Below are 14,370 nucleotides of genomic sequence, written 5' to 3' on the forward strand. Positions count from 1 at the left end.
TTAGATATTTGATGATAAAATCCTATCAAAATCATTATAATCTTTTATTGCTTTTATATTTTTATATCCCTCATCTTTTAAAAGCTGGATAAGAGGATTTTTTTGGTTATATCCTATCTCTAAGTATATTTTACCATTTTTATTGAGAAAATACTTGGCTTTAGAAATTATCTGCCTATAAAAATATAAACCATCTTCTCCACCGTAAAGAGCGTTTTTAGGCTCATAATATAATTTCTCCTCCAAATTTTCATAATCATCTTTATTTATGTAAGGTGGATTTGACACTATTAAGTCAAACTTTTCATCTATATTTGAAAATAAGTCACTATAGATAAATTCTACATTGTTTAATTTAAGTTTAGATTTATTTAAATTCGATAATTCAAGAGCATCTTTTGAAATATCACATCCTATAATCCTTGATTTTTCTAATTTTTTTGCCAAAGCTAGACTTATAGCCCCACTTCCACAACCAATATCAAGTATTTTTTCCTTTTTAAATGGTTCTTTTAGAATTTCTTCAACTAGAATTTCCGTTTCAAATCTTGGTATAAGAGCTCTTTTATCTACATAAAGATCTAGACCATAAAAATTCCACTTACCAATTGCATATTGGAGTGGATATCCCTTTTGTATCTTTTTTAATATTTTTATTAGTTCATTTTCTATCTCTTTACTTAATTCCTTTTCAGGATAAAGATATAGATTGTTTTTATTTGTATCTAGCAAATATGAAAGAATAAGTGCTGCATCATTTCCATATTTTTCTAAAAAACATCTTACTTTCATAAGTATTCTCTAATATTTTCTTAAGTATATAAAAAATAAGGTTAGAGAATCTAACCTTATTTATTTCTTCCATATTTTCTATTGAACTTCTCTACATTACCACCACGATCAGAAAATCTTTGTTTTCCTGTATAAAATGGGTGACATTGTGAACATACTTCAACTTTTATCTCTTCTTCTGTTGAACCAACAGTGAATTCATTACCACATGATGTACAAGTAACTTTTGCTTGGTGGTATTCTGGATGTAGTTCTTTTTTCATATAAACACCTCTTCTTGTCTCTTTCAATAAGCAATAGTTATTATACCATAAGGATTTATATCTTTCAAGCAAAATTTTTAAATATAGTTTTTATTCCCAAAACAAGACCCATAGAATAGATAAAGATTGATGGTGGTTTACAAAATAGAATTATTTTTGCAAAAGTCGAAAATTTCATATTAGTTAAACCTGAAAAATAGCATAGAAAATCATCAGGTGCTACAGGTAAAAGTATAGCCCAAGCAAAAAACCTATCATATTTATCATGATTTAACCATTTTCCATACTTTTCGAAACTTTCTTCTCCAAATATTGATAAGACTATTTCTTTACCGAAAAATCTTGATATAAAAAAGACAATCATTGAACCTATACATATAGAAATATAATTATAGATAAAGCCCCACAAAGGACCAAACATTACTACTCCAAAGGCTGTAGTAATCCCTCCTGGTATAACAGGAATAACAATTTGTATAATCTGTAAAAGCATAAAAATCATAGGAGCCCAAATACCATATGACTTAAGAAGCTTTTGTAGGCTTTCAACAGATGTAAATATATTCATCTTATATCCCCTATACCCTAAATATATAGATATGAGTATTATTAAAATACTAATTATATTAATTATGCTTTTTGTTTTTATTTTCATAAAAACTCCTAATCAAAATTTAATTTCACTTTCTGCTATATTTTGTTATACAAGAAAAATATGCTTAATTTTTGTAAGTTTTATTTATAAGTTCTATAAATTCATCATTAGTTGATGTTTTTGACAATAGGCTTAAGAATTCATTTGTAAATTCAATTTTATCTCTCATATCAGAATTTCTAAGTTTATAAGCAGCTTCTTCTTCTTTTTCAGACAATAATAAATTGTCTTTTCTAGTAGATGATTTTTCTATATCAATGGCTGGGAAAATTCTCCTTTGAGCAAGTTTTCTATCAAGGTGTAATTCCATATTACCCGTTCCTTTAAATTCTTCATAAACCATATCATCCATCCTAGAACCTGTATCAATAAGAGCAGTGGCTATTATTGTTAAAGATCCTCCATTTTCTATATTTCTTGCTGCCCCGAAAAATTTTTTAGGTCCTACTAAAGCAAGTGGGTCTAATCCCCCTGAAAGAGTTCTTCCAGATTGTGGAGTCATAATGTTATATGCTCTCGCAAGCCTTGTAATTGAATCAAGTAAAATTACCACATCTTTATTATCTTCTACCAATCTTTTTGCCCTTTCTAATACCATCTCTTGCATATAAATATGGTTTTGAGGTGGTTTATCAAAGGTTGATGCAGCAACTTCAGTTCTCATTAATTCATTATTTTTATCCCTATATTGGTTTACAAATCTCTTAAAATCCGTTACCTCTTCTGGTCTTTCATCTATAAGAAGAACTAGAATTTTTAAATCATCAAAATTTTTTTCAAGAGCATACTCAATATCCTTTATTAAGGTAGTTTTGCCAGCCTTAGGTTGAGCAACTATAAGTCCTCTTTGTCCCCTACCTATAGGTGATATTATATCAATAATTCTTTGAGAAATATTATTTTTATTTGTTTCGAGTTTTAGTTTTTGATTTGGATAAATTGGTGTAAGTAATTCAAAATTTGATCTATTAAAAGCGTCGGCAGCCTTAAGGCCATTAACATCTGAAACGAAAATTAAGGGTGAAAATTTATCTCTATCTCTTTTTTCTCTGGCTATTCCCTTGATGAAATCTCCAGTTTTAAGTCTAAACATTTTTACTTGTTTTGGGGAAACATATATATCATCATTGCTTGATTCATAAAGGGCTGTTCTTAAAAAACCAAAGCCATCTTCATGAAGATCTAAAAGCCCTTCACAATTAAATTTTTCTCCAAGATCAAATGAAGAGTCATTATCATCAGATGAATTTTCTCCATTCTTTTTGCCATCTTCATTGTATATATCCCTAATTTTTTCTATAAGTTCGTTTTTTCTAAATGAGCTTATAGCTTTTATATCTAATGACTTTCCAATCTTTTTAAGCTCATCAAGTTTTAAATGTTCTAAATTATTAATATCTATTTCCATATATTTCCTTCTTAATAAAAAATATCCGGAGCCTTAGGCTCCGAAACTTTTTATTTATCTGCAGAATTTTCTCCTCCAAAGAAGTCTACTTTTTCACGTACCTTGTCTTTGATTGCTTCAAAACCAGGTTTTAAGACTTTTCTAGGATCAAATCCTTTTTTCTCTTTATCCTTGTTCTCTTCAAAGTATTTTCTAGTAGCCTCAGTAAATACAATTTGACATTCTGTATTTATATTGATTTTTGAAACTCCTCTTTCAATAGCTTTTTTAACTTGTTCTTCAGGAATTCCTGTACCGCCATGAAGTACTAGTGGAAGTTTTCCAACCGCTTCTTTGATTTCTTCAAGTCTTTCGAAGTTAAGTCCTTTCCAATCTTCAGGATAAACTCCGTGAATATTACCAATACCTGCTGCTAAAAAATCAACTCCAAGATCTGCAACTTGCTTACATTCTTTTGGATCAGCAAGTTCACCATTTGATATAACTCCGTCTTCTTCGCCTCCAATTCCACCTACTTCAGCTTCAACTGAAACATTTTTAGCATGAGCAAGTTCTACAATTTCTTTGGTTTTTTCTATATTTTCTTCAATTGGAAAATGTGAACCATCAAACATTATAGAAGTAAATCCAGCTTCAAGTGCTTTTTTTGCTCCTTCATATGAACCATGATCTAAGTGTAGAGCCACTGGAATTGTTATATTTAAATCCTTATCGAGTCCTTCTACCATTTTTGCAACTGTATTAAAGCCACCCATATATTTCATAGCACCTTCAGATACACCAAGAATTACAGCAGTATTTTTTTCTTGACAAGCCTCAAGTATAGCCTTGGTCCATTCTAGGTTGTTTATATTAAATTGACCAATTCCGTATCCACCCTCATAAGCTTTGTTTAACATTTCTTTTGCATTTACTAACATATTAACTCCTTATAAATTTATAGTCTTTATATTGAAATCATTTTTCTTTAGACTATCCTTGGTAAATATAACCAAGGATGGTATTTGATTAATACCCAATTTTTGCATTAATTCTCTATTTTTGTCAATATCTATAATAATTTTTGCCTTATCTTTATATTGATCTTCATTTTCTTTTAAAAATTCTTCCTTAATTTTATTTGAAAAAGATGACCAATTTGCATGAAATAAAGCTGTCACCTCCTTATTATCCTTAATAAGACTAAAAATCAAATCGTTTGACAATTTATCTTTAATTATTTGCATAAATCTTCTCTTACTGCTTCTATAATTTCTGAAATTGCTTCCTTTGAAGATATTTTTTTATTTTTCATATCACTTCTTTTTGAATATTCAACAATATCATCCTTACTATCTTTACCTACAGTAATTCTATAAGGAACTCCAACTAAGTCTCTGTCGTTAAACTTAACTCCAGCTCTTTCTTTTCTATCATCTAGCATAACCTCTATCCCCTCATTTAAAAGGTTTTGATAAATTTTTTCTGCAAGATTTCTTTGTTCTTCATTATTATTATTTACAAGTGTAATCCACACATGAAAAGGTGCAACTTTAGTTGGCCATATTATTCCATATTCATCATAATGTTGTTCAATAATTGCCGAAATAGACCTTGTTATACCTATACCATAAGAACCCATACTAAATGGCTTTTGCTTACCATTTTCATCTAAGAAGTAAGCCTCAAGACTTTCAGAATATTTTGTTCCTAGCTGAAAGATATTACCAACTTCTATTCCTCGAGCTTTCTTAAGCTTTTCCTTAGAGTCAAGTGATAAATCTCCTTCTTTGGCTGTTAATAAATCTTCTGCAATTTCTCCATCAAAATCTCTTTTATAGTTTGCATTTATAAAGTGGTGGTCGGTTTTATTTGCTCCTATAACCAAGTTTTTATACCTTGTTATGGATCTATCTATAATTACTCTTACATTTTCTTTTAAATCTTTAGGACCTGTAAATCCAGGTTCTGCTTCTGTGATTTTTTTGATAGTTATATCATCCATCATTTCGATTTCATGTTCTGGAACTTGAAGATAGGCTATAAGTTTTGCCATATTTAATTCCCTATCTCCAGGAACTATAACAAGAACCGGTTCTCCTCTAACTAATAGGTCAACAGCCTTAGCACATTTTTCTTTATTTACACTTAGAAAGTTTGAAACTTCTTCTATGGTTTTAGCATCCTTTGTTTCAACTAATTCTATTTCCTTTAGTTCTTCATTTTCATCAATTTCCAAGAAAAATTTAGCTGATTCATCTGTAGCCGCATAATCTGAATTTTCTGTATAGAAGATTTCACCTTCTCCAGTTTCTGCAAGAGCCATGAACTCATGAGACTTATTTCCACCCATAGCACCTGAATCACCTTCAACTATCTTATAGTCAAGGTCAAGTTGATCAAATACATCTACATAAGCATCCCACATTTTTTGATATGATTTTTCAAGTCCTTGCATATCCTTATCAAAAGAATAGGCATCTTTCATAATAAAATCTCTTGATCTATTAATACCAAATCTAGGTCTTTTTTCATCTCTAAATTTAGACACTATTTGAAAAAGATTTAGTGGCAATTGCTTGTATGAATTTAATTCATCTTTTACAAGTGTAGTAAATTGCTCCTCGGCAGTAGGTCCTAAACAATACTCTCTATCATGTCTGTCTATAAGTTTAAACATTTCAGGTCCAAAATTTTGCCACCTACCAGACTTCTCCCATATATCCCTTGATTGAAGTACAGACGTAGTAACTTCTATAGAATCATATTTTTCCATAGATTTTCTTACTATACTTTCTATTTTATTTATAACTTTCATACCTAATGGCAAGTAGGAATAAACTCCTGATGAGCTTTTTCTTATAAAAGCTCCCCTTACCAACAGTTTATGACTTTGCGTTTCTGCATCTTGAGGATCATCTCTTAATGTAGGCATATAATAGTTCGATAATCTCATTTATCCTCCAAAGTATATATTTATTATTATTATAATTCCTTAAAAATATTATCACATACAAGAAGTTTTTTCAATTAATCTTCTATTATAACCTTTTGAACCTCTTCATTAAGACCTGCGTCAAAATTAATCTCTGATAAACTATTATCTTCTAAATTTGCTACAATACATGGTGTTATGATTGATGGAACCTTATCTTTGATAGTTTCTATATCTACAGATAAAACTTTCTCTCCTGCTTTTACCTTATCACCAACTTTTACATGTGGAGTAAATCCCTCTCCCTTAAGTTCAACTGTTTCAAGACCAAAATGAACAAGCACTTCTATACCTTCTTCAGTTTTTATACCTATTGCATGGTATCCTTCTGGCTGAAGCGTAACCTCACCTGTAACCGGTGCATAAACTTCACCATCAACAGGTTTAATTGCAAAACCATCCCCCACCATTTTCTCAGCAAATACTGGATCTGGAACTTCTTTTAACTCTATAATTTCTCCATTTACTGGTTTTATTATAGATAATTCCTTTTTTTCTTTTTTTCTTTTTAAAAAATCAAACATCTTTTACTCCTTTATATTTTTCATTGATAAGCCAATTCTTTCTCTTTTCTTATCTATTTCAATTACTCTTACCTTAATTATATCAGAGTTTTTAACAATATCATTTGGATCTTTTATAAACTTATCACTCATATTTGATATATGAACAAGGCCGTCTATTCCAACACCTATATCTACAAAGGATCCAAACTCTGTGATATTTCTTACAGTTCCTGTAAGTTCATCTCCAATTTTTAAGTCATCAATTGATAAAACTTCACCTTTAGTAATTACTTCTGGAAGTTCATCCCTAGGATCACGTCCTGGCTTTTTTAACTCTTCTATTATATCTTTTAATGTTAATACCCCAACTTTAAGTTCTTTACTTAAATTTTCTAAGTTTACATCATTTAAATCTATATCTTTAATTTTTTCGGCTATTTTATAACTTTCAGGATGAACTGCGGTATTATCTAAAAAATTTGGTGAGTCAGGAAATCTTAAGAATCCTGCTGCCATTTTGTATGTCTTTTCTCCAAGTCCTTTTACATTTTTTAAATCACGTCTTTCTTTTAGTTCTCCATTTTTAAATGCTTTCTCAATTCTTTTGGCTAGATTTAAATTAAGACCAGATACATATGATAAAAGTTTATAGGAGGCATTGGTCATATTGACCCCGACTTCATTTACACTATCTTCTACTACTTTTTCAAGTTCATCATCAAGTTTTTTTTGATTTATGTCATGTTGATATTGACCAACTCCAATATGCTTTGGGTCAATTTTTACAAGTTCTGCCATTGGATCTTGTAGTCTTCTTGCCATAGAAACTGCTCCTCTTATAGTTACATCAAGCTCAGGAAACTCTTCTTCACCTAGTTTTGATGCAGAATAAACACTTGCACCAGCCTCATTTACTATGGCATAGCTTACACCGTTAACTTCTTTTAAAAGCTCATTTACTACCTTTTCCGTTTCCCTGCTTGCTGTTGCATTACCTAATGCTATAAGACTTACCTTATATTTTTCAATAAGTTTTTTTAATGTGTTTATAGACTTTCTTACCTCTTCTTTGGGTTTTACTGGATAAATTACAGCCTGATCAAGATATTTTCCATTCTTATCTATAACTGCAACCTTGCAACCTGTCCTAAAACCAGGATCAAGCCCTATTATATTTTTATCTTTTATGGGTCTTTGAAGTATGTAAGGTTTTAAATTCTTGGAGAAAATCTTTATAGACTCATCTTCTGCTTCTTCTATCAACTTATTTCTAATCTCTGTTGTAATAGATGGTAGTAATAGTCTTTTATAGGAATCATCTATGGTATCACTTAACAATCCTTCCAAATAAGGATTTTTAGCCTCATATAAATTTTTAATTAAAGTCTTATTATAAGTATCTGTGAAAGTAAATTTCACCGATAAGTTGTCATTTTTTTCAGCTCTATTTAAGGCAAGAATTTGAAAAGGCTTAATATTTTTTATTTTTTCAGAAAAATTATAATAATTTTCATATAAAGCTTTGTCATCTTCTTTCTTTTCAGCCTCAATCCTTGCCCTAATGAAACCATCACGCCTTATTATATTTTTAACATCAATATTATTTGCTATATCTTCGGCCAAAATATCTAAAGACATTTTTATAGCATCTTCAGTAGAATCTATTCCTTCTTTTAAATAGTCTTTGGCAAACTCTATTGCATCTTGTTCTTGCTTTGCCTTAGTAAAAATCTTATCTAAAAGTTCATTTAAACCAAGTTCTTTTGCCCTATCAGCTCTTGTTTTTCTTTTTTTCTTAAATGGGGCATATATATCTTCAAGCTCAGTTATAGTTTTTGAATCCTCTATTTTATCTTTAAGTTCATCACTAAGTTTTTCTTGGTTTCTTAAAGATTGTATTATCTCTTCTTTTCTTTTTTCAAAGTTCCTAAGTCTTAATAATCCCTTTTCTATCTCTCTTATTTCAGTATCTTTTAGTGATTTAGTTTCCTCTTTTCTATATCTTGCTATAAAAGCTACAGTAGATCCTTCATCTAAAAGTCTTATAGCAGAATCTATTCTTTTTTTGTCTATATTTAATTCTTTCGAAAGAATCTTTGAAATATCCATTAAGCTCTCCTTATCCTTAAATTACAAAAATATAGGAAAATTAAATCCTATATTTCAAAATTAATTATGTATTTATACTATTACTATACTCCTTTTTTTAAATTAAAATACCCCAAATCTTAGGATTTGGGGAGCTTACTAGTTTTCTTGTATGAAATTAATCTTATATTTTGGGAAATTCATAGAGATTGTCTTTCCTTGAAACTGTCTATTAAATTTTTTATCTAGTTCATAAAGGTTTGATGGGTCGTATAGGACTATTTTAGAATTTGTCATATTTTGTGGAATTAGGTCAAGTTGAAATTTAAACTTACTTTTATTTTGAGAATATTCTATAAGTAAGTCAATAAATCTTCCATAATCATAATCATTGTAATTTTCAAATTCTAAGTCCACCTTATATTCTATATCTTCTTTTATAACTACTTTTGCCTTATTAGACTCATAAGATTTCTTCTGCCCAGTTTTAAGATTTGTCAAAGTTATAAGACTAATATTAGTGGTGTTTTCTAGATTTATCATAGAAAACAAATCTATATCATATAAATCTTTTTCCAAATCATTTAAATAAGTATTAATTCTTTTGTCAGAGTTTTCTACATCTTTTCTTATTTCTTCTTTATCAAGTCTTATGGTTTCATCCTTATTTATATTAGCTTTATCAGTTTTTAAAATTTTTCTGTCAGCATTTTTATTAGATTTTTTATTTTTTTTAAAAAAACCTTTCAAGTCATCAAATCTCATTCTATTATCATTATACTTTTTCATATCAATCCTTTTGTAGGTATTAAATAGACTGGTAAATACCATAAATAGAAATGAAAGTGAAGTAAGAGCAGTGATTATGCTTTGGTAGGTATTATTTTCTGTATTTATAAGAATATTTAAAATTAGCATTAGTAAGAATGGAAGAGATCCCGTATATCTAAAAAATCTTTTTATAGGATTATCTTTTTTTGTAAGTTTTAAATTCTTATCCTCATAGTACTCTTTCTTAGCCTTATTTTTTCTTATATTTTTTATTACTTTTAATAAAAATATTATAAATCCCACAATATATAAAATCTTTATTGTAATAAAAGTAATAGGGTAAATCTCATATATATCTATTGGAATTAGCTTTATTATATTGTCAATTACAAAAGTAAAGACCAACAAAAACAAACCTAGTTTAACAAATAACCTTGTAAGTAGTAATAATACCACTATTAAAACTAGGGCAGTTATTAAAATAATAGATATATTTCTTTGATTTAAGAAATTTAATATTTCATCATAATTTAAATTATTCATAAAACCACCTTTGAAATAATTATACCAAAATTAAATAAAAAGTCTAAATCTATATTTATTGAATATTTTAAATATTTTCGTATAATATAATTATGCTGGAATAGCTCAATGGTAGAGCAATTGTATCGTAAACAAAAGGTTGCGGGTTCAAGTCCTGTTTCCAGCACCATTTTTTTATAAAAAAAAGACTATTGCAAATGCAACAGTCTCTATTTTTGAATTATTCTAATACTATACTATTTATTCTATCTCTATTTTTTCTTGAATTTCTTACTATAAATACAGCATAAAGTATGGCTAAGACTGCACCTATAATATAAGATATTTTAATATCTAAACCAAAACCAATTCCCTTTGCATTAGTTATAAATGAAAATACTATAAATGTATAGAATATTCCAGGAATAAGTGTCATTAGGTAGTTTTTATTTTTAGTTATTAAATAAGATGTTGCCACACCTAAAGCAAAGATTGCAACAAATTGATTGGTAAATCCAAAATATCTCCAAAGAATATTAAATCCATTAGGATTTGACTTTGCAAAGAATAATATAGCTATGGCTGGTATAAATAGTGTAGCTGCAACCATGGCTCTTTTTGAATTTGATTTTTGATTGATATTTAATTCTTCAGATATTATAAGTCTTAGTGATCTAAAAGCGGTATCCCCACTTGTAATTGGAAGAGCTATTACACCTATAATAGCAAGATAACCTCCAATATTTCCCATAAAGTTTCTTGAGATTTGTCCAACCATTAGTGTTCCAGCTGTATCAAGAGCAGCAGCACCTGTAGAAAATAATACTAGAGCACCCGCAGCCCAAATCATAGCTATAAAACCTTCAGTTATCATAGCTGAATAAAATACGCTAGTTCCCTCTTTCTCACTTGATATAGTTCTTGAAACAAGAGTTACTTGAGAACCGTGAAATCCTGAGAGTATACCACAAGCTACAGTAATAAAAAATGAAGGTATGAATTTTTGTCCTTGAGGATGATTATATAGTAGTCCATATCCTTCGAATTGTAAATGAGGAAGACCTTTTATTAGTATACCTATAAATACTCCAATAGATGAAATTAGTAAAAAAGCTCCAAATATTGGATAAATTCTACCGATAATCTTATCTATTGGGAGAACAGTTGATAATATGTAGTATAAGAAAATGATACCATAGATAATCCATATAACATTTGAATTAGGATCAAGTCCTAGTATATCGTTTGCTATTAGATCTCCTGGTGTATATACAAAAACTGTTCCTGTAAGTAGTAACAAAACCGCAATAATTACATTATAAACTCTTCTAATATTACTTCCTAAATATTTTCCTACAAGCTTTGGAACTTGGCTTCCACCATTTCTCATTGAAATCATTCCTGTAAAATAATCATGAACTGCACCTGCAAATACACAACCCAAAGGAATAGCTAAAAAAGCAATTGGTCCAAATAATATACCTTGAATAGGTCCAAGAATTGGTCCTGTTCCTGCTATATTTAATAAATTGATTAGCCAATTTTTCTTCTTACTCATCGTAACATAATCGACTCCATCAGCCTTTTTAATGGCTGGAGTTTCTCTATCATCAGGTTGGAATTGATTCTCTACTAGTTTAGAATATAAAACTCCACCTACAAAAAGGATTATAAGTCCTATAAAAAATAATAACATTGTACCTCCTATATTAGTACTAATAATTCATTTTTATTATAAAACTTTTAATTGATAATTTCAATCTTTTTACAAACAAATAGAAAATTATCGTTAATTATTGACAAAAAAATTAACCTAGTCATATTTAGAATAAAAAAATCTAAATTGACTAGGTTTTTTAAAAAATTTCACCTATAAGATAATCTTCCTTATAAGATATAATTTTCACATTCCTTATATCATTTACTTTTACATCATCCTTTGTATGGACTCTTAAATAGTTTGTAGAATAACCAGATTTAAATCCTTTAAGCTCTGTTTTTGTTTCAAAAAGAACTGATAAAGTTTTTCCTATTTGTTTTTTAAGGAAATCTTTTGTATTTTCTTTTTCAATTTCAGAAAGCTCTTTTGATCTTCTCTTTTTAACATTTCCATTTACTTGATTTTTCATAGTTGAAGCCTTTGTACCATCTCTTTTAGAATATTTAAAAAGATGAATTTTAGAAAATTTAATATCTTTTATAAATTCTTTGGTTTCTTCATGATTTTTTTCAGTCTCGTTAGGAAAGCCAACTATGATATCTGTTGTTATGCCTGCATTTGGAAAAACTTCTCTAATTAGGTCAACCTTTTTTTTGTATAATTTTGTATCATACTTTCTATTCATTAATTTTAATATTTCATCAGATCCTGACTGTAGGGAAAGATGAAAATGATCACAAGCTTTTTTACAAGCCTTCATTCTTTCTAAGAAATCTTTCGTAATATGTCTTGGCTCCATCGATGAAAGTCTAATTCTTTCTATTCCATCAATCTTTGCAATATGCTCTATAACATCTATTAATGAAATCTTTATATCAAAATCTTTACCATAGCTTGCAACATGTATTCCAGTTAGGACTATTTCCTTATATCCATTATCTCTTAACCTTTTAGCTTCATTTATTATGGAAACTAAATCTCTCGATGCTATATTTCCCCTTGCATAAGGAATTAAGCAATATGAACAATACATATTACATCCATCTTGAATTTTTATATATGCACGGGTCATATCTGATTGCTTCGAAATTTCTAAATCTTCTATTGACTCTTTCTTGGTAAAATCCTCTACATTTTCAGTTTTTATCTGATCTTCTATAAATTTTACACAAAGATCAACTACTTCTTCTTTATTTCTTGAACCAAGAATTATATCTACTCCCTCAATTTCTTTGACCTCATCAGCCTTAACTTGGGAATAACATCCAATGACTGCAATGATAGCATCCTTATTTTCACGTCTTGCCCTTGATATTATTTGTCTTGATTTTCTATCACTCATATTGGTTACAGTACAGGTGTTTATAACGTAGATATCTGCGTTTTCTTCACGTTTTTCAAAGCCTCGTTTTTTAAATATTTCTTCTATAGCTTCTGATTCGTATTGATTAACCTTGCAACCTAGAGTTTTAATATTAAATGTTTTATTCATCAGTCAAATAAATCCTTTAATTTTTCGAAAAAGTTCTTATCTTCTTTTACTACATCTCCAGAAACTTTTGCAAATTCTTTAAGCTTTTCTTTTTGTTCTTTAGAAAGATTTGTTGGCGTTATAACTTTTACATAAAAATAAAGATCACCTTGTCTTTTGTTGGATTTTATTCCTTCATTTTTAAGTTTAAACCTAGTGCCAGTTTGAGTTCCTTCAGGTATATGATATTCTTGAGTAGTTGTAAGTGTTGGTATATCGATATTTCCACCTAAGGTAGCTGTTTGGAATGAAATTGGCATCTCATAGTAAATATCAAGTCCGTCTCTTTTAAATATTTCATGGTCCTCAACCTTTAATATAATATAAAGATCTCCAAATGGACCACCATTAACACCAGCATGACCCTTGCCAACTATTCTTATTACAGAATCATTTTCAACGCCACTTGGTACATCTACCTTTATTTTCTCACTCTTATAAACTCTTCCTTGACCATGACAAACATCACATTTTTCTTCGATTATTTCACCTTCACCATGACACTTATCACAAGTAGTTTGTCTTGATACTGTTCCAAAAGGGGTTTGACTTATATTATTTATAACTCCAGTACCATGACATTTATCACATGTGTGTTTTTTACTAGAATCTTTTGCACCAGAGCCATGACAAGTTTCACACTCTACTTCTCTTCTTACTTGAACTTCTTTTTTTATTCCAAAACAAGCCTCTTTGAAAGATAGGTTTAAAACTTGTTGGATATCTCCACCTTTTCTTGGTCTTTTTATATTTTGGCTTCTTCCTTGATTAAATATATCTCCAAAAAAATCTCCAAATATGTCGAATCCTCCAAATCCTTGCGAAGAAAATCCTCCACTTCCCGCCGCTCCATTTTCAAATGCAGCAGAACCATAAGTATCATAGCGTCTTTTCTTTTGAGGATCTGATAGAATTTCATAAGCTTCATTTATTTCTTGAAATTTTACTGTAGCAGTCTCATCATCTGGATTTAAGTCTGGATGGTATTTTTTTGCAAGCTTTCTATATGCTTTTTTTATATCTGCCGAGCTTGCATCTTGACCTATCTCCAATACTTCATATGGGTTTTTCATTTATCCTCCAATACAAAAAAAATAAATTATCACTAATTTATTTTTTAATCTTTTAATTTATAATTTTATACTTTTATCTTAAGCTTATTTATTATACCTTATTTGATAAAAAAATTAAATTATATCT

General features: G+C 29.1%; 13 protein-coding genes and 1 tRNA gene. 1 reads left to right on the forward strand and 13 read right to left on the reverse strand.

Annotated elements, in window-relative coordinates:
* From prmC to HV819_RS08200, 10 genes are all read right to left on the reverse strand, one after another.
* A complete protein-coding gene (gene prmC / locus HV819_RS08155) occupies window positions 1-792 on the reverse strand; it encodes a peptide chain release factor N(5)-glutamine methyltransferase (RefSeq protein ID WP_154541087.1) in 792 nt (263 codons plus the stop codon).
* 56 nt (window positions 793-848) lie between these two features.
* On the reverse strand, window positions 849-1,055 hold the full coding sequence (gene rpmE / locus HV819_RS08160) for a 50S ribosomal protein L31 (RefSeq protein ID WP_154541089.1): 207 nt from the start codon (window positions 1,053-1,055) through the stop codon (window positions 849-851).
* A 64-nt stretch (window positions 1,056-1,119) separates the two neighbouring features.
* A complete protein-coding gene (locus HV819_RS08165; protein WP_154541091.1) occupies window positions 1,120-1,710 on the reverse strand; it encodes a TVP38/TMEM64 family protein in 591 nt (196 codons plus the stop codon).
* A gap of 64 nt (window positions 1,711-1,774) precedes the next feature.
* The gene (gene rho, locus HV819_RS08170) at window positions 1,775-3,118 is read right to left on the reverse strand and encodes a transcription termination factor Rho (protein WP_154541093.1); all 1,344 of its coding nucleotides are present in this window, start codon (window positions 3,116-3,118) and stop codon (window positions 1,775-1,777) included.
* A gap of 50 nt (window positions 3,119-3,168) precedes the next feature.
* Window positions 3,169-4,038 (reverse strand): class II fructose-1,6-bisphosphate aldolase, encoded by an 870-nt coding sequence (fba, locus tag HV819_RS08175; protein ID WP_154541095.1) that lies wholly within the window; start codon window positions 4,036-4,038, stop codon window positions 3,169-3,171.
* A gap of 9 nt (window positions 4,039-4,047) precedes the next feature.
* Window positions 4,048-4,344, reverse strand: coding sequence for a thioredoxin domain-containing protein (locus tag HV819_RS08180; RefSeq protein WP_154541097.1), 297 nt, complete (start codon window positions 4,342-4,344; stop codon window positions 4,048-4,050).
* Entirely contained in the window at window positions 4,335-6,053 is a 1,719-nt protein-coding gene (locus HV819_RS08185; protein WP_176269981.1) for a proline--tRNA ligase, read from the reverse strand. The genes HV819_RS08180 and HV819_RS08185 overlap by 10 nt, the downstream gene beginning before the upstream one ends.
* A gap of 74 nt (window positions 6,054-6,127) precedes the next feature.
* On the reverse strand, window positions 6,128-6,616 hold the full coding sequence (locus tag HV819_RS08190; RefSeq protein ID WP_154541099.1) for a PTS sugar transporter subunit IIA: 489 nt from the start codon (window positions 6,614-6,616) through the stop codon (window positions 6,128-6,130).
* Between the two features lie 3 nt (window positions 6,617-6,619).
* The gene (locus HV819_RS08195) at window positions 6,620-8,707 is read right to left on the reverse strand and encodes a Tex-like N-terminal domain-containing protein (protein ID WP_176269982.1); all 2,088 of its coding nucleotides are present in this window, start codon (window positions 8,705-8,707) and stop codon (window positions 6,620-6,622) included.
* Between the two features lie 138 nt (window positions 8,708-8,845).
* Window positions 8,846-10,000 carry a hypothetical protein gene (locus tag HV819_RS08200; protein ID WP_154541101.1) on the reverse strand — a complete coding sequence of 385 codons (1,155 nt, stop codon included), beginning with the start codon at window positions 9,998-10,000 and terminating at the stop codon, window positions 8,846-8,848.
* Window positions 10,001-10,094: 94 nt separating this feature from the next.
* Here HV819_RS08200 and HV819_RS08205 point away from each other — a divergent pair.
* Window positions 10,095-10,169, forward strand: a tRNA-Thr gene (locus tag HV819_RS08205).
* Window positions 10,170-10,220: 51 nt separating this feature from the next.
* Here HV819_RS08205 and HV819_RS08210 read toward each other — a convergent pair.
* From HV819_RS08210 to dnaJ, 3 genes are all read right to left on the reverse strand, one after another.
* Window positions 10,221-11,675: a carbon starvation CstA family protein gene (locus tag HV819_RS08210; protein ID WP_154541102.1), complete on the reverse strand. Its 1,455-nt coding sequence runs from the start codon at window positions 11,673-11,675 to the stop codon at window positions 10,221-10,223.
* A gap of 160 nt (window positions 11,676-11,835) precedes the next feature.
* Window positions 11,836-13,131, reverse strand: coding sequence for a tRNA (N(6)-L-threonylcarbamoyladenosine(37)-C(2))-methylthiotransferase MtaB (gene mtaB / locus HV819_RS08215; RefSeq protein WP_176269983.1), 1,296 nt, complete (start codon window positions 13,129-13,131; stop codon window positions 11,836-11,838).
* Window positions 13,131-14,243, reverse strand: a complete 1,113-nt coding sequence (gene dnaJ / locus HV819_RS08220; protein ID WP_176269984.1) for a molecular chaperone DnaJ — start codon at window positions 14,241-14,243, stop codon at window positions 13,131-13,133. The genes mtaB and dnaJ overlap by 1 nt, the downstream gene beginning before the upstream one ends.
* Window positions 14,244-14,370: the final 127 nt, after the last annotated feature.

This window comes from Anaerococcus faecalis (assembly GCF_013371425.1).
Classification (GTDB): domain Bacteria; phylum Bacillota; class Clostridia; order Tissierellales; family Peptoniphilaceae; genus Anaerococcus; species Anaerococcus porci.

What these genes read in the sequence shown, in the direction of transcription:
- prmC (WP_154541087.1), bottom strand. Translation starts at nt 792, where the DNA reads ATGAAAGTAAGATGTTTTTTAGAAAAATATGGAAATGATGCAGCACTT.
- rpmE (WP_154541089.1), bottom strand. Translation starts at nt 1,055, where the DNA reads ATGAAAAAAGAACTACATCCAGAATACCACCAAGCAAAAGTTACTTGT.
- HV819_RS08165 (WP_154541091.1), bottom strand. Translation starts at nt 1,710, where the DNA reads ATGAAAATAAAAACAAAAAGCATAATTAATATAATTAGTATTTTAATA.
- rho (WP_154541093.1), bottom strand. Translation starts at nt 3,118, where the DNA reads ATGGAAATAGATATTAATAATTTAGAACATTTAAAACTTGATGAGCTT.
- fba (WP_154541095.1), bottom strand. Translation starts at nt 4,038, where the DNA reads ATGTTAGTAAATGCAAAAGAAATGTTAAACAAAGCTTATGAGGGTGGA.
- HV819_RS08180 (WP_154541097.1), bottom strand. Translation starts at nt 4,344, where the DNA reads ATGCAAATAATTAAAGATAAATTGTCAAACGATTTGATTTTTAGTCTT.
- HV819_RS08185 (WP_176269981.1), bottom strand. Translation starts at nt 6,053, where the DNA reads ATGAGATTATCGAACTATTATATGCCTACATTAAGAGATGATCCTCAA.
- HV819_RS08190 (WP_154541099.1), bottom strand. Translation starts at nt 6,616, where the DNA reads ATGTTTGATTTTTTAAAAAGAAAAAAAGAAAAAAAGGAATTATCTATA.
- HV819_RS08195 (WP_176269982.1), bottom strand. Translation starts at nt 8,707, where the DNA reads ATGGATATTTCAAAGATTCTTTCGAAAGAATTAAATATAGACAAAAAA.
- HV819_RS08200 (WP_154541101.1), bottom strand. Translation starts at nt 10,000, where the DNA reads ATGAATAATTTAAATTATGATGAAATATTAAATTTCTTAAATCAAAGA.
- HV819_RS08210 (WP_154541102.1), bottom strand. Translation starts at nt 11,675, where the DNA reads ATGTTATTATTTTTTATAGGACTTATAATCCTTTTTGTAGGTGGAGTT.
- mtaB (WP_176269983.1), bottom strand. Translation starts at nt 13,131, where the DNA reads ATGAATAAAACATTTAATATTAAAACTCTAGGTTGCAAGGTTAATCAA.
- dnaJ (WP_176269984.1), bottom strand. Translation starts at nt 14,243, where the DNA reads ATGAAAAACCCATATGAAGTATTGGAGATAGGTCAAGATGCAAGCTCG.